The sequence below is a fragment of the Aliiruegeria haliotis genome (genome assembly GCF_003003255.1).
GTDB lineage: Bacteria > Pseudomonadota > Alphaproteobacteria > Rhodobacterales > Rhodobacteraceae > Tropicimonas > Tropicimonas haliotis.
Map to the genome: position 1 here is coordinate 106,987 of NZ_PVTD01000013.1, position 14,900 is coordinate 121,886.

General features: G+C 58.2%; 18 protein-coding genes. 9 read left to right on the forward strand and 9 right to left on the reverse strand.

Annotated elements, in window-relative coordinates:
* Window positions 1-21: 21 nt before the first annotated feature.
* A complete protein-coding gene (locus CLV78_RS21325; RefSeq protein WP_043754160.1) occupies window positions 22-930 on the reverse strand; it encodes a recombinase family protein in 909 nt (302 codons plus the stop codon).
* Window positions 931-1,157: 227 nt separating this feature from the next.
* On the opposite strand from CLV78_RS21325, the gene CLV78_RS21330 reads away from it, so the two are divergent.
* On the forward strand, window positions 1,158-2,225 hold the full coding sequence (locus tag CLV78_RS21330; protein ID WP_106207824.1) for a hypothetical protein: 1,068 nt from the start codon (window positions 1,158-1,160) through the stop codon (window positions 2,223-2,225).
* Window positions 2,226-2,439: 214 nt separating this feature from the next.
* Here the strand turns inward: CLV78_RS21330 and CLV78_RS21335 are convergent, their stop codons facing one another.
* The 3 genes from CLV78_RS21335 to CLV78_RS21345 are packed head-to-tail and all read right to left on the reverse strand — an operon-like array spanning window position 2,440 to window position 5,273.
* Entirely contained in the window at window positions 2,440-4,089 is a 1,650-nt protein-coding gene (locus CLV78_RS21335; RefSeq protein ID WP_106207826.1) for an FAD-binding oxidoreductase, read from the reverse strand.
* A gap of 56 nt (window positions 4,090-4,145) precedes the next feature.
* Window positions 4,146-4,772 carry a glutathione S-transferase family protein gene (locus CLV78_RS21340; RefSeq protein WP_106207828.1) on the reverse strand — a complete coding sequence of 209 codons (627 nt, stop codon included), beginning with the start codon at window positions 4,770-4,772 and terminating at the stop codon, window positions 4,146-4,148.
* A 24-nt stretch (window positions 4,773-4,796) separates the two neighbouring features.
* A complete protein-coding gene (locus CLV78_RS21345) occupies window positions 4,797-5,273 on the reverse strand; it encodes a nuclear transport factor 2 family protein (protein WP_106207830.1) in 477 nt (158 codons plus the stop codon).
* Between the two features lie 103 nt (window positions 5,274-5,376).
* Here CLV78_RS21345 and CLV78_RS21350 point away from each other — a divergent pair, with 103 nt between their 5' ends.
* The 5 genes from CLV78_RS21350 (at window position 5,377) to CLV78_RS21370 (ending at window position 9,208) form a co-directional block, all read left to right on the forward strand.
* Window positions 5,377-6,276, forward strand: a complete 900-nt coding sequence (locus tag CLV78_RS21350) for a LysR family transcriptional regulator (protein ID WP_106207832.1) — start codon at window positions 5,377-5,379, stop codon at window positions 6,274-6,276.
* 184 nt (window positions 6,277-6,460) lie between these two features.
* A complete protein-coding gene (locus CLV78_RS21355; protein ID WP_106207834.1) occupies window positions 6,461-7,402 on the forward strand; it encodes a hypothetical protein in 942 nt (313 codons plus the stop codon).
* Window positions 7,403-7,417: 15 nt separating this feature from the next.
* Window positions 7,418-7,993: a TetR/AcrR family transcriptional regulator gene (locus tag CLV78_RS21360; RefSeq protein WP_245925226.1), complete on the forward strand. Its 576-nt coding sequence runs from the start codon at window positions 7,418-7,420 to the stop codon at window positions 7,991-7,993.
* Window positions 7,994-8,011: 18 nt separating this feature from the next.
* Window positions 8,012-8,866, forward strand: a complete 855-nt coding sequence (locus tag CLV78_RS21365) for an SDR family oxidoreductase (protein WP_106207836.1) — start codon at window positions 8,012-8,014, stop codon at window positions 8,864-8,866.
* Between the two features lie 3 nt (window positions 8,867-8,869).
* Window positions 8,870-9,208 carry a DoxX family protein gene (locus CLV78_RS21370; protein ID WP_106207838.1) on the forward strand — a complete coding sequence of 113 codons (339 nt, stop codon included), beginning with the start codon at window positions 8,870-8,872 and terminating at the stop codon, window positions 9,206-9,208.
* Window positions 9,209-9,419: 211 nt separating this feature from the next.
* Here CLV78_RS21370 and CLV78_RS21375 read toward each other — a convergent pair whose 3' ends face one another.
* Window positions 9,420-10,037 (reverse strand): TetR/AcrR family transcriptional regulator, encoded by a 618-nt coding sequence (locus tag CLV78_RS21375; protein WP_211301050.1) that lies wholly within the window; start codon window positions 10,035-10,037, stop codon window positions 9,420-9,422.
* Between the two features lie 68 nt (window positions 10,038-10,105).
* On the opposite strand from CLV78_RS21375, the gene CLV78_RS21380 reads away from it, so the two are divergent.
* The 3 genes from CLV78_RS21380 to CLV78_RS21390 are packed head-to-tail and all read left to right on the forward strand — an operon-like array spanning window position 10,106 to window position 11,623.
* The gene (locus CLV78_RS21380; protein ID WP_106207840.1) at window positions 10,106-10,642 is read left to right on the forward strand and encodes a redoxin domain-containing protein; all 537 of its coding nucleotides are present in this window, start codon (window positions 10,106-10,108) and stop codon (window positions 10,640-10,642) included.
* 55 nt (window positions 10,643-10,697) lie between these two features.
* Entirely contained in the window at window positions 10,698-11,165 is a 468-nt protein-coding gene (locus tag CLV78_RS21385) for a YybH family protein (protein ID WP_106207842.1), read from the forward strand.
* 50 nt (window positions 11,166-11,215) lie between these two features.
* Window positions 11,216-11,623, forward strand: a complete 408-nt coding sequence (locus CLV78_RS21390) for a hypothetical protein (RefSeq protein ID WP_106207844.1) — start codon at window positions 11,216-11,218, stop codon at window positions 11,621-11,623.
* 131 nt (window positions 11,624-11,754) lie between these two features.
* On the opposite strand, the gene CLV78_RS21395 is transcribed toward CLV78_RS21390, so the two are convergent.
* The 4 genes from CLV78_RS21395 to CLV78_RS21410 form a co-directional block, all read right to left on the reverse strand.
* Window positions 11,755-12,141 carry a VOC family protein gene (locus CLV78_RS21395; RefSeq protein WP_106207846.1) on the reverse strand — a complete coding sequence of 129 codons (387 nt, stop codon included), beginning with the start codon at window positions 12,139-12,141 and terminating at the stop codon, window positions 11,755-11,757.
* A gap of 1 nt (window position 12,142) precedes the next feature.
* Window positions 12,143-13,156 carry a zinc-binding alcohol dehydrogenase family protein gene (locus tag CLV78_RS21400; RefSeq protein WP_106207848.1) on the reverse strand — a complete coding sequence of 338 codons (1,014 nt, stop codon included), beginning with the start codon at window positions 13,154-13,156 and terminating at the stop codon, window positions 12,143-12,145.
* Between the two features lie 179 nt (window positions 13,157-13,335).
* Entirely contained in the window at window positions 13,336-14,460 is a 1,125-nt protein-coding gene (locus CLV78_RS21405) for an L-dopachrome tautomerase-related protein (RefSeq protein WP_106207850.1), read from the reverse strand.
* 258 nt (window positions 14,461-14,718) lie between these two features.
* Window positions 14,719-14,900 (reverse strand): putative quinol monooxygenase (locus CLV78_RS21410; protein ID WP_211301051.1); only part of this gene is annotated, 182 nt, incomplete at its 5' end.

The window sequence follows — 14,900 nt, forward strand, 5'->3', positions numbered from 1 at the left end:
AGCTGTTTGAGCCTCTGCTAGTTACAGTTGGGAGTGAGCCGATTCTGATGAAATTAGGCCAAGCCGCTCCGCTCGTTCGAGCAACATTTTGACCGAAGACGGCTGCCAGCTGGCACGACCTCGAGGGGTCCGTTCGCGCATCGACTCTAGCCGATCGCAGATCGCCTGCAGCGTGATTTCGGGGTCCGCGCCTTTGATCGCTGCGACGATGGCCGGCAGGCGGTCATCGGTTTCGCGGCGTCCGGCGCGGCCAAGCACCTCGGCAGGAAGGAACCCGTCGCGCACATATGCCTTCACAGCGCGGAGCAGTCGGCCTTGTGTCCAATGGTGATCTGGGGGCAGGGGGGCATTGATAATTCGCAGCACGTCTTCCCAAGCCATATCGGGGCGCAGGCGGCGCACATGAGGCACCCAATCCTGCGCGGTCTCGTTCAGGCGTTCCATATAGCCGTCCTGCCGTGCCAGCCGCACCTTGCGCAGCGCGGCGGGATCCTTGGCGCGTAGCCCTGGGTTGCCGCCTACGCGCCCTTTGGCGCGCGCAGAGGCAAGCCCGGCCTTTGTGCGCTCGCGGATCAGAGCGCGTTCGAACTCAGCCGCAGCGCCCAGAACCTGCAACGTGAACTTGCCCTGGGGCGAGGCAGTGTCGATCGGGTCCTGGAGCGAGCGGAAGAACGCCCCCTTTCCCTCCAGTCTTTCGATCACCTCCAGCAAGTGCGACAGAGATCGCGCAAGCCGGTCGATCCGCACAACGACCAGCGTATCGCCGCTCTGGACGCGTTCGAGCACGCGTGCCAGCACCGGTCGCGCGCGATTGCCGCCCGAGGCGTGCTCTTCAAAGATCTCGGCGCATCCCGCAGACTGCAGGGCCTCAGACTGGGGCAGGGGGGTCTGATCCTCTGTGGAAACACGGGCGTAGCCTATCAGGGGCATGAAAACGGGCCGTTTGCAATTTTATGTATCATCAATAAACGACCGTTTGTAAACGAATGCAAGTAGGCGCTCTCTCGTCGTGCTCTTCCAAAAACCCTTGGTTTCCTTGCGCTGAGCGCGATCTGAGAGGTTCCGCCGGCAGTCGCGTGCACGTACTATATAAAGGGCGCAGGCAGCGGCCACAAAAAATGCTTGGGTAATGTGCAAAAGATCATTATTTTGCACATATGAAGACGCAAGCCTCTACTTTGAATGATGATTACGACAACCCCCTCATCACCATTGAGGAGGATGAAGAGGCTCACGAAGACGATCTCTGGTTCCTGCCTGGGCCACTCGAAGAAGAACCGGATGATTTGCCTCCCGGGCCCCGTGCGGAACCGCCCGACACCGCTGTCGTCCATGACTGGGCAAAGGCAGAGGGGCTTCACGTTGCGCGGCTGGCATGCGTGGCTGGACGCCTGGGTGCTCTGGATGACCGGCTGCTGCGCGGCCCGGAAGGCTGGCGGCATCGGCTTGCTTTAATCGAGGCGGCGGATCTTAGCTGGTTCGCAGGGGACCGGGTGAGTTCTGATCGTCTGGCGCTCTGGATATCGATGCGGCTCTCGGGCGCTCAGGATGACCCAAATGCCTTGGCAAGAGTTGGATGGGCTGTTCGGCGCCTGACAGGCGGTCCTGGACCGAACGCTGACCTGGCCGCCTTCCTTGATCGCCGCGATCCCGAGAACATTGAAGACAGCGCTGAGCGTTTCGAAGATCGCGCGGGCGGATGGCTGGACGTAGTGACAGCCGCAGCCGAGCTCCACCCAATCACGCGGGCTTGCATGGGCTTTCATCTCTGGAGCTTAGCGGGCCTCGGCGGGCACGGAGACCGGATCGAAGCCGCCGTAACCGCGTCCAGAATAGCAGCCAGCGATGGAAGCGGCGCCGTCTTCGCACCGCTGGCCATGGGCGGGGCGGGGGGGCTGCGTGTTTCGGGCTTGCCACCCGAACGTTTGGCCCGCTGGTTGGATGGAATGAACAGCGCGATTCTAACGGCAATGCGGACACTTGACGATATTGAATCGTGGTCCAAGCGGGCAGAGAGCATTATGGCGCACTTGTCTGGCCGCACACCAACAGCCTTGCGTCGGGTTTTCAAGGAATGGCCCCTGGTTTCCGCCCCAATGGCTGAGGCCATGACCGGCGCCAGTCGCGCCGCCGTTCAGCGCAATCTGGCGTGGATGGAGGCAAGCGGTTTGATCCGCGAAGTGACCGGGCAGGGGCGGTTCAGAATGTGGCACATAGACAACTGAGCCCTCTTGACCGACAGATATCATAACAAGAGACAGCCTCAGCGACAGCGTTGGTGCGCTCTCCTGAGATCTTCTGGACAGGCCCATCTGTTCTTGTGGAGTTCTCACTGGGTCGTCTAAGCGCCCTTTCGACGCAAGATAATATCTGCACAATATCTCAGCAAAGGGATCAGATTGTCGTCTTCGTTGGTCCCGGAGCGGCAGGTCAATGACATTACCCGCTCGCGTCGGCCCGACTCTCCGGCCCAAATGTCTCGAAGTAAATGTTGGCCAGGGGAACGCCGGCAGTTTCCAGATCACGCTGGAGACCCGCGAGGAACGCGGCAGGGCCGCAGAGCATGTAGCGGGCATCGGGGCCAGCACCGAGGTCAAGAAGGCTTTCGGCGGTGATCCGGCCCTTGACGTCGTAATCCTGACCCTGGCGGTCTTCGGCGCCGGGCTGGCTGTAGAACACCAGTTGGCGCAGCTTCGGGCTTGCTTCGATCAACCCGTTCACCTCCTTGCGCAGGGCATGGGCCGCGCCGTTGCGGGCACCGTGGACGTACCAGACATCGCGGTCCTGCTGGCTGACATTGGCCCAGAGTGCCGACAACATCGGTGTCAGGCCGACACCCGCACTGACCAGCACCAGCGGGCAGTTGGAACAGGGCACGACAAAGTCGCCCGAAGGTTTCTGAGCCTCGATGATGCTGCCCTCGCGGGTGTCGTCATGGAGGAACCGGGACACTAGGCCCTTGTCCTCGCGTTTGATGCTGAGACGGTAGAAGCGGCGCTCCTGTGGGGGGCCGGACAGAGAATAGGACCGCTTCGACGTGCCGCGCTGGCCGGGGATCTGCACCTCGATGGGCAGGTGCTGTCCGGCCTCGAACGGATCGAGCGGGCGGTCATCGGCGGGGATCAGGTAGAATGACGTGATATCGTCGCTTTCGCGGACCTTCTTGGCGATCTTCAGGCGCCGCGACAGGTGATCCATCTTGGCCCACCTGAGCGGCACGGCTCCGGGGCGGTCGATCACGGCGTCGATCTCGACCAGGATCATGCGCCAGGCGTCGGGGTCATGTGACCCCTTGGGCGACCAGTCGATGGTGGCGCGTCCGCTTATGTGCAAAAGGCCGCCGGTTTCGAAGTCGATGAACAGAAGGCCTACATGTGGGTCCGCGACGATATTGCCGATGGTGTTGAAGAAGTTGTTGCCGGCGTAGTCGGGGATCAGCAGCCGTGTGGGACTGGCGGCACGGACAAAGCCGGGCGCGCCGCCCCTGTGGCTGGCGTCATAGCCGCGAGCGGCGCCTTCCGCCTTCGGATGGCCAGAGCCGATGAACAAGGTGTCGGCGGCGTGGATGCGGGCGATCTGATTTTCGTTCAGCGCGTCCGAACGCGCGGCGGGGCCGGGTATGGTTTCCTCCCGGGTGACGGCGCGTTCGTGGATATATTGCGGGCAATTGCCAAAGGTCTGGCGGATGTCGATGGCGTAGCCGTTGCCTTCGGGTCGGACATGCCCGCTGAAGCGGTTGCGGCGTCGGGTGGCCAGCTGGATGCCCAGAACGCCGATGTCGGTGCCCGCGTCAAAGGCGGCAGCAAGCGGATCATCGGCACCAAGGACGGTGTCGAGGCTGACGTGACGCGGATCAGGCGAGGTGGCAAAGCCGTCCGGGCCTTCCACCAGCGTGACCCAGGTTTGTCCCGACCTATCTGCACCCGAGACAACGAGGAAGGGCAAGGACGTATGAAACTCGCGATGCTGCTCGGGCAGGTGGTCGCGGATAAATCCGCCAACCAATGTGGCCATGTCGCCCACGCCGACACGTTCCTGCGCCGCGCGCTCGCCTTCGTGGAAGGGATTGAGAATCTCGGTCGTGGTCATGGCGTCTCTCCAATCAGGGCGCGCCAGGGAGGGAGGGGCCCCGGCGCGAAAGTGCATCAGGCCAGTTCGGGGATGGGCGACTTGGCCATGGGCACGAAGTTCGGCTGTGCCTCGATCCGGGACAGCCAGGCGCGGACATTCGGATAGGGGGCAAGGTCCACGCCGCCCTCAGGCGCATGGGCGATATAGCTGTAGCCCGCCACATCGGCGATGGTGATCGTGTCCGTGCCAAGCCAGTCGCGATCCGCCAGATGCGCTTCCATCACCTTGAAGAGGTCATGCGCCTTGGCGAGGGCGGCGCCATGATCGTGGCCGGTGCCGAAGACCTTGACCAGACGCGCTGCACAGGGCCCGGCATAGATGTTGTCAGCTGCGACTGTCAGCCAGCGCTGCACCTCGGCGGCGTCTTTCGGGTCTGACGGCATCCAATGCGAGCCTTTGGCATAGGTTTGAACCAGATAGATCAGGATCGCGTTGCTGTCGGCCAGTGTGTAGCCGCCATCGTCAATCGCTGGAACCAGACCGAAGGGACTGATCTTCAGATACTCGGGCGCCTTGTGCGCACCGTTGGCCATGTCGAGGTCGATGGTCTCGTAGGGCAGGCCCAGAAAGGCCAGCATCAGTTCGACCCGGTGACAGTGGCCGGATTTGGGATTGCGGTAGAGTTTAACCGGGGTGGTCATCGGTCCAGTCCTTTTGAGATGAAATTACAGGCCCAGGGCGGTGAGACCGGGGTGATCGTCAGGGCGACGGCCCAGAGGCCAGTGGAACAGGCGCTCGGCCTCGGTGATCGGCTTTTCGTTGATCGAGGCATGGCGATGCGCCATCAGGCCATTCTCGTCGAATTCCCAGTCCTCGTTGCCATAGGCGCAGAACCAGTGGCCGCTATCGTCGTGGTATTCATAGGCGTATCGCACTGCGATACGGTTTCCCGCGAAGGCCCAAAGCTCCTTGATCAGCCGATAGTCCAATTCCTTGTTCCATTTGCGGGTCAGGAATTCCTCGATTTCCTTGCGGCCCTTGGGAAACTCGGCGCGGTTGCGCCACTGGCTATCGGGCGTATAGGCCCGCGCCACCTTGGCAGGATTGCGCCCGTTCCAGCCGTCTTCGGCCAGACGCACCTTTTGCCGGGCGGCTTCCTCGGTGAAGGGCGGTAGCGGGGGGCGAGGGGCTTCGATGGTCATCGGGCACGTCCTTGTAATGGGTTGACCACAAAGTAGCCTCTGTAATAATCTGAAAGAATAGAGAAAAAGTGAAAGTCACTATTCCGAAAATTGGAATAAAACTATGGATCGCATCCAGATGCTCGAGGTCTTTGTCGCTGTCGCCGAGGCGCAGAGTTTTGCCGGCGGCGCACGGTCCACAGGCCTTAGCCCTCCCTCGGTTACACGTGGCGTCAATGAGCTGGAGGAGCGGTTGGGCGCGCGGCTGTTCACGCGCACCACGCGCATCGTTCGCCTGACAGATGTGGGGCGGGCCTATCTGGCAGAAGTACGCGGCATCCTTGCGGATCTGACTTCGGCGGATGCGCTGGCTTCCGGCGCGGCCGCGCGGCCCACAGGCCATTTGCGCATTACAGCCCCGGTTGAGTTCGGACGGATCTTGATCGCTCCGATCCTAGCGGAATTCTTAGATCACTATCCTGATGTATCTGCCGATTTGGTGACCGTCGATCGTGTGGTGAACCTGGTAGAAGAAGGGATCGACGTCGCCTTGCGGATTGGTGATTTGCCTCCATCCGGTCTTGTGGCACTACGTATCGGTCATGTGCGGCGAGTCGTCTGTGCATCCCCGGTTTATCTACAACAAAATGGGATCCCCAAAGTCCCTGCCGACTTGGCACATCACAAGATCGTCTCCATTGCCGGTGTCACGCCAAACACAGAATGGCGGTTCGGAGAGACACAGGAGCAAACGGTCCGGCTAAAGCCCCGTCTGGCAGTGTCGAACGTAGGCGCTGGTCTGGAGCTGGCACGGTGGGGATGGGGGATCACGCGGGCCTTGTCTTATCAGGTGGGACCGGATCTGCAGGCTGGTACCCTGCAAACAATGCTGGAAAGCTATGAGCCCGCCCGCCTGCCCGTCCATCTTGTCCATCAGGAAGGGCGGCGTGTGCCTGCAAAGCTGCGCTGCTTTTTGGATTTTGCCCGCGACAGGCTGCGGGGAATGGCAGTCTTGAACGGCTGAGACCCGTCGAGAGACGCGCTGTACGATAGGGCCACAGATAGCGAGGCGCCCACGAGTGGCGCAGCACACGAATCGCATTCGTGAGGCCAGCAAAGTCAACCAATTGATTTCTAATAGCTTCCATCTGTTTGACAATACGCAGTCGAAACAATAATGAATATTCATTATCAATCAGGGGTGCCAAATGACGACCTTGACCAACTTCTTCGCAGCTGCCGGACTTGCAGCCATCACGATCGCTGCCCCGGCATTCGCCGAGCAAAGCAATGCCGGATCGCTGGCGCAGGCGGAAAGCCTGACGGACAATACGCTCAAAGCCTTTGCCTATGACTGGTATGCGCGCTTTGACAATGGCGCTTCGATCGAGGCGCTTGCACCCAATCTGCCTGACTCGTTCGAGTTCGTTTATCCGCAAGCCACGGTCACATCGCTGGACGCCTTTGCGCCACTGCATCAGGCCGCACAGGAGGGCACGGTCGCCAGTGCCCATGACATCGAAGAAATCTATGTACATCCCACCTTCGAAGACGACCTGTTCGAGATCGTCACGCCCCACACCTATCTGATCGCGCGCAAGGATGGCACATTCGGTAACATCGACATCGTCAGCCGTATGCGCGTGCGCCTCGGCCTAGTGACAGATCGTGATCCGGAAGGGGCCCTGCCAAAGATTGAGAATTACGTCGTGATGTTTGAAGGCGCGGCTGACGATGACGTTTCAGAACAGATTGCAGCCAACCGCATTGGTGACATCTCTGACAACGATGTAAAATCCTTTGTTCATCAGTGGTTTGCTGCCGCCGATGCAAGGGACGCCGATGCGATGATTGCGCGGACGTCTGTCGGCGCCCTGAACATCAATCTGCTGGGGACCGAGATTGCTTCTGCGGATGATTTGCGGACCTATCTGGAGGCAAACAGCGCCGCGCAAATCTGGGCAGCTCACCAGCCGCATAATATCTCGATCCGCCATACCAAGGAGGGCTTTGCTGTTCGGTTTATCGTCCATTTCGAAGGAGAGATCGAAGGCGTGGGTCCGATGCGGCTGACCAATGTCACCAATTGGCTGCTGATCGAAGAAGATGGCGAGCTGCGCTTGCGCGACTATACGCTGACAATCCTCTGAAATGGAGACCGGCCGATGCCCCGATTGACCAAAGATCAAACCTATCAAAAGCTGCGCCGTGCCGTGATCGACGAGGCGGTAGCCAAAGGGTTCGCGGCCACCGGTGTCGCGGGTGTGGTCAAACGCGCCAAAGTGTCGGCCGGCACAGTCTATGTCCATTTCGCGGACAAGGACGACATGCTGCGCAGTATCTACATGGAGACCAAGGCTGCTTTCCATGAGGCAGTGACGGCCCCCCGGGACATGACGGATACCAAAGCCATGATCCGAGCCATGTGGGATGCAATGTTCGACTTTGTGAGGGAAGATCCCAAGAGCTTCCTGTTTTTGGAATACGGAAGCACTGCCGGAATCCTGACCGATGACCAGAAGGCCATCACGGATAGCTATGCGAGAGAGATCGCAGCAATGTTCCAGCGCGGCGTCGATAGCGGCGTTTTGGCCAAACTGGACACCCATTTATTGTCGCTACTGCTGGTCGCCCCCGCGCTCCAACTGGCTCGTAGTGCCGCGCTGAATGACCAACCCCCGACAGACGAGATCGTGCAACTGACCTTTGAACGGGTCTGGCTGTCGATCGCAAATACCTGAAAACCGAAAGGAAAAATCGTGACGAAAGTCGTATTGATCACCGGTACCTCAACTGGTCTCGGCGTGTCGATCGCCGTGCAGGCAGCGCAAGCCGGACATACCGTTTATGCCACCATGCGCAATCTGGACAAGCGCAGCACGTTGGAAGCCGCAGCGGTAAATGCAGGTGTCGCCCTAAAGCTATTGTCGCTGGACGTGCAGGATACCGCCAGTGTCAACGCTGCCGTGGATAAGATCGTGGCGGAAGAGGGTAGAATTGACGTTTTGGTCAACAACGCAGGCATGGGCTATGCCCGTAGCCTGGAACAGGCGGATGAAGCAGACATCGCCCGCATTCTCGACATCAACTACATGGGCGTCGTGCGTTGTATCAAGGCGGTCATGCCGCACATGCGCAAGGCCCGTGCCGGGCATGTTATCAACATCACTTCGGTTGGTGGTCTGGTTGGACAGCCCTTTAACGAGGTATATTGCGGTGCGAAGTTTGCTGTCGAAGGACTGACCGAAGCGATGGCAAGCTACATCACTCCGTCCTTCGGTATCGAATTCACCGCGATTGAACCGGGTGGCATCGCCTCGGAATTTGCAAATACGGTCTTGCAGCAAATCGCCGAAACCGGCGGCATGCTCGATGATGAGTATCTGCCGATACTGCAGAAATATGTGGCCGGATCGCAAGAGCGGCAGGGTGGTGATGTCTACCAGACTGCGGACCAAGTCGCCGAAGTTGTGATCCGCGAAATGCAGTCAGACGCACCGGCGCTGCGTACGCGCACATCGGTCTGGGGCGAGGAATTCACCAAGCTCAAGACCGGGCTCGACCCGGATGGTCGCAAGCTGCAGCGCGCTGTAACCGAGCAGATTCTGGGCTAGGCGATGATTTTTTGGCTCTCCAGCTGCGTACTTTGCGCATTCCTTGCTCTGAGCGCTGCGAGCTATTTGTTTCATCAGCCGACCATCCAAGGCATCCGGGAGCTCGGGCTGCCGGACTATCTGCGGGTGCAGCTAGCCGTACTGAAGTTTCTGGCAATCCCGGCGCTGATTGCGCCGGGAATGCCGGACATGCTACGGGAATGGGCCTACGCTGCTGTCGCATTGTTCCTGATCACTGCGATTGTCGCGCATGCAGCCCATCGTGACCCGTTCTTCTACCACGTGATCAACTTGGCGCTGATCGGGGTTCTTATTGTTTCCCGGCTGCATAGCGGTCTGTAAATAAAGCAGAAACAGCGACATAATCGGCGCTGTCGCATGAATGCTGCACTTGCGGGATTCGAGACGTGAACCCCGCAAGTGCATGGCCTGAGCTGAGCACGCCAGAACCCATCCACTTCCGCAAGACGATAAAGCTGAATACGCAAACCCAAACGGCAGGCGCTCATTGTGAATGAGAAACCGGCCGGGGAGTAGGTCGTTTGGACTGAGGTCAACCTTCAGGATTTGCCAGTACTGATTTCACGTTTTTATCTATGTCGCGCGCAAGCTGTTCATCAGAGAAGCCCGCGCGTGCCCGAAAGACCATCCCCTGTCGTAAATCGAACATCAGTTTAGCTCGATCCGCACATGGAAAGTTTTTTGGCAATTTGCCGAGTGACACCTCCTGCTCAAAGCGGGCCGCGATGCGTTTGTCAGTCGAAGCAATTGCATCTCGGAGCAACTCAGCGGTGCCCTCAACATGTCCGGCACTTGTTGCAACGCAGGAGACAAGAAAACAGCCCTTAGCGCCGCTGGCATGGTGAGTTGAATAGTCGATGACAGCTTCAAAGAAGGCACGAACGGCCTGTTCTATTTCAGGTATCGATTCCAGCGCGACCAAGGGCGTGCATGCGTCATTCGATGCATAGCTGTTTATTGCTTCCAAGTAGAGGCCGTGCTTGTCACCGAACTCTGCATAGAGACTTGGGCTGTTGATACCCATCTCATCCGTCAGCAACTTCATCGATGCACCTTCGTAGCCCTGTTTCCAAAATACGGCGATAGCTTTGGTGAGGGCTTCGTTTCGGTCGAAACCTTTCGGTCGTCCAATTTTTTTTGTATTGCTCATTACAAAACCATTGACGTTGCGAATGTGGTGATTTTATAACGATCATAACAAAATGCAAGGGCAAGAAGATGTCATCACGAAAAACACCTGCCGGATCACAGTTTCCAGCAACCACAGTTTCCAAGTTGGGCGGGGGCGAGCTTCAGCTCGGAACCCCACAAGAAGGTCATGACTGGCAAATGGTCGTCGTTTATCGCGGCAAGCATTGCCCCATGTGCACCAGCTACTTGAAGGAGTTGGAAGCTCTGCTACCCGAATTCCACGCTCTAGGAGTAGACGTCGTTGCAGTTTCCGCTGATCCTGAAGCCAAGGCGACAGATCAGATTGCACTCATACAGCCGAGCTATCCAGTAGGCTATGATCTAAGCCTGGATCAGATGCACCAACTCGGGCTCTATGTGTCAGACCCTCGGTCAGCTGCCGAGACAGATCGCCCGTTTGCAGAACCGGGTATCTTTGTCATCAATGGCAACGGGCAAGTCCAGGTCACAGATATCTCGAACGCTCCGTTTTCGCGGCCAGACTTGAAGACCCTGCTCAATGGTCTTCGGTTCATCCGAAATCCCGAGAACAACTACCCAATTCGTGGAACACGCGCCGCCTAAGGCCCATTTCCCTCCCTCTCAACAATTCCATACGCCAAACCGAAAGGACAAGCCCATGCGTTTGAAATCCGCTCTGTCTACATTTGCCGCCGTCGCCTCTCTGGCGATTCCTGCTTTTGCTGAAACCGCTGCGCAAAGCGCTGCACGTGACAGCTTGATCGCTTTCAATGACCGCTTCAATGAACTGGCTGCATCACATGATGCTGAGGGTCTGGTCGCCCTTTATGACGAAAACACCTTCTGGATCGCTCCAGCGACCCCTCCAGCCCAAGGTCGTGATGGTGTTCCTTTGCAAACCATCACTTTCATGAGCGAGAATAAAGGCGACCTGTCGCATACGATTGAAGACTTATTTATTTCTGACGATGGTACCCAAGCGGTGATGAAAGGCGTGACACGCGCCTCGGTAGAAAGCCAGGGCTTTCGGCTTGAGGGGTCCTACATTTACGTCCTCGAGCGCGAGAACGCAGATGCTCCGTGGCGGATCCTGTTGGATATGTTCAGCAACTACGCCGCCGAATAATCAATGGCCAAAACCTCCCAAAACCATTTGATCCTAAAAGGAGCACAACAATGGCAATGACCGAAGACCATGTAAACGCCACCGCCGTCAAGGAAGCACTGGACGGACTAATCCACGGCGTCTCAGGGCACTCTTTTGAGGTGCTGGACAACCTATATCACCGCGACATGCAGACTTATGTTCTACTGAACGATGGCACTCTGATGCGCAACGACAAGAACGGGTTCATGGCGTTCATTAAGAACAACATGGGCGTGCTGAAAGATGATAATCCTTGGGTGAAATATCACTTGGTCGAAGCTGACGACACGCATGGCCATATTGTGGTGAGTCGTAAAAACGACGCGACAGGGCGATATCAGCTCATCTCACTTAGTATTGACTTCGTGCTTGAGGATGGCCGTTGGCAGATCACCCGCGAAATCATCATGACGCGGAACGAAGCAGTGGACGCTTAGCTTCATCACTGATGGTTCTGGTCAAGTCGATCAGCGCTGAGCGTTCCACCTTCGCGCAATCGCTGTTCGACTTCCTACAGGTGTCTGATTGGACACTTCAAATGGTTCTCCGCCCTCAGGCCCGACTACGCTTAGTCATTGTCATTGCCTGCGAAATCAACATGGACGTGATTGCCGTCCGGATCTCGCAAATGAAACTGAACGAGCCCAACGCCTTCCAGTTCAAGGCGCTCATAGTGATGTTTGCGTTCGTTTAGTTTGGATTCGAACGTGTCCTTGCCGGTTGCGGTCAGGGCAAAGTGTTCGAGTTTTAAATTCTGTTCGGACCCAACTGCCGGGTCGCCATCATGTCCAACCAAATGGATGACTGCGTCCCCGTCCGTGTAGAGCCATGCGCCCGGGAATGGAAAGACCGGGCGCGGGCCGGTGCGCAGGCCCAGTATCTCTTCATACCACGCCACCATCTTGTCCAGTCGCGTGGTTTGAATGTTGACGTGATCGAGCCTGCGCACCTGCATCTTAGAAGCCTTCCAGCGTAATCTTGCCTTTGGCCTTGCCGCTTTCAATCAAGGCATGAGCGCGTTTAAGGTTCGCGGCATTGATCACCCCAAAGCTCTCGGTGGCAGTGGACCGGATCTTACCCGTATCAATCAGGCCTGCCACGGTATCGAGGATGTCGCCCTGGCGAGAGATATCTTCGGTGGTGAACAGGGACCGCGTGAACATCAGTTCCCAGTGGATCGAAACGGCTTTGCCTTTGAACGGCATGATGTCAAAGCCTTTGGGGTCGTCGATGAGGCCGAACCGACCCTGCGGCGCGATGAATGCAGCGACTTGCGGCACATATGTGTCGGAATAATTGGTCGAGAACACAAAGGCGGGCGCACCGAGACCTAGTGCTTCGATTTGTTCAGGCAGCGGTCTGGAATGGTCGATGACATAGTGCGCACCAAGCTCTTTCACCCAGTTCTGTGTTTCGGGACGCGAGGCCGTTGCGATGATAGTCAGATCGGTCTGTTCACGCAGAAGCTGAATGGCGATGGAACCCACGCCGCCAGCGCCGCCGATGATGACGATGGCATGGGCCGCACCAGGCACCGGATCGGTCACCTTGAGCCTGTCAAAGATCATCTCTTGGGCGGTCAGGGTCGTAAGCGGCAGCGCGGCCGCAGCGGCTTTGTCGATTGACTTGGGCGCATGGCCCACAATACGGGCGTCGACCAGATGGTACTCCGAATTGGTGCCGGGGCGATTGATCGCGCCCGCGTACCAGACTGTGTCGCCGGCCTTGAATCGCGTGACCTGATCGCCGGTCTCAACGACCTCGCCTACGGCATCCCAGCCGAGGACAACAGGCGTTTCGCCTTCTGCTTGGCGGCTCGCGCGGACCTTTGTATCGACGGGATTGACCGAAACGGCCGCGACCTTGACCAAGATATCATAGCCGGTTGCCGTGGGTTTGGCGATGTCCAGATCAAGCAGCGCGTCGTCGCGATCAATGGAGCCTGGTGTCGTGTAGCCAATGGCTTTCATGAGTTTTGTCCTTTCAGACCTAGATCAATGCTCTAACCGACCTGTTGCTGCGACGGTAAGGTGATACTTCCAACTGTCTCAGGAAATTCTGTAAGATCCTGACCGTGATAGGCCAGTCCTGAGGTGTCATGCGTCAGGGAAATGTAAGCCGCCGCCTAGTATGGCGGCGGAAGACGCGTTCAAGGTTTCACAGTCAGAATGAAATAGCGATTATCGCTGCCGTCCTCGCCCATGTTCAGGGCCGGGTGCGTGTGCAACTGATTGGCGATGATGTACATCGTGCCATTGGGCGCAAAGGCAAAGCCGTCGGGCCAGCTCAGCAGCGTATCGTCCTGAGCGAAAACCTCAAAGCTGTCAGCCGTGGACACGGTCACCGCGTTGCGCGTCACGTCGCCCGAGAATACCCGACCCTCACCGTCAACGATGAAACCGTCATTGGGGCCTTTTTCTCCGTAGCGATCAATCTGTTTGAGCAGGGCCTCGTCATCAAGACTGTCATCGGCCAGCGCGGCGGCGGGGATTCGCAGGATATCGTGGCCGTTCATGGTGCCGAAATAAACATGTTCGAACGAGGGATCGATCGAGATCGCATTCATCGACAGATGCCAGGGCTGCGGGTTGCCTTCACCGTCTTTAAAGCCGACCAGTGCGCCATCAATCACCACGTCTTTGTCCGACGGCATCAGGGCCTCGGCACCTTCCAGAACGCGGCGGGCCGCGCCGGTTTCCAGGTCAATCACCACAAAGGCCGGCTTCAAATCGCTGGACGGTGCCGTGAAGGTCATGTCAGCGATGTAGATCTTGCCCCGCGCCTCATCGAGTACGAAATCCTGCAGGAACGAGATCGACGTCAACACATCGGCAGGAATGTCGATTGTCTTGTGCAGAGCGTCACTCTGCGTGTCCCAGGCAACAAGCTTTGGCCCGGTGGTTTCGCTGCCCATGTCCAGAATCCAGACCACGCCATTGGCGTCCGTTTTGATCCCGATCGTTGCCGCAATGCCCACATCGCCGGTCTCTGGTCCGTCGGCCCAGTCCTGCGTCGGAAAAGGAATCTTGGTGCCATCGCCCAGCACCTCGACCACGCGGAGCGTAGGACCGTCTAGCGGCTGTTGGGTGATAATCACCCGATTGTCGGGCGTCACAGTGATATTGCCGGGGCGGGTGTCGGTTATTTCGGCAAATGTAGTCAGCGGGTTGTTCGCAAGGGCAGGGCCAGCAAGCGAGATTGTCAAGGCAATCGCGGACGCGAGACGCTTGGTCGTGACGCTTGCTTGAGCGGTGCTAGGAATGTGAATGGTCATGTTTCGGTTCCATCTTATCTTTAGCCAGAGGGCAACTGGTAAACGTGCGCGCAGGCGTGGGGCTTTGGGGACGTGCAGGCGGGGCTGTTCAGGCGCGGCTCGGTTTGCCCCACAGGCGGCGCAGCCACGCACGCAGGTCAATCGCCATCTGCGCGGACCCGGCATTCCGAATAGCCGTCAGGTCCCTCGCATGCAGTGTTGATACTGACTCTCGATTTGCTGGCATATTACGCCCTCCTAGAGACGATATTGCCCGGATCAACCGATCTTGGTCATTTCGTTGAGGGTGAACAGGGCGACAGCGCCGTTGGTCGCTTCCATGTATGCCGCCAGATGCGGGGCGTTCATGTGCTCTTGCCACAAATCGCGGCTTTCCCAGTTTTCATAGAAAGTGAAATGGGCGGGGTTCTCATTGTCCTGGTGCAGGTCGTAGTTGATGC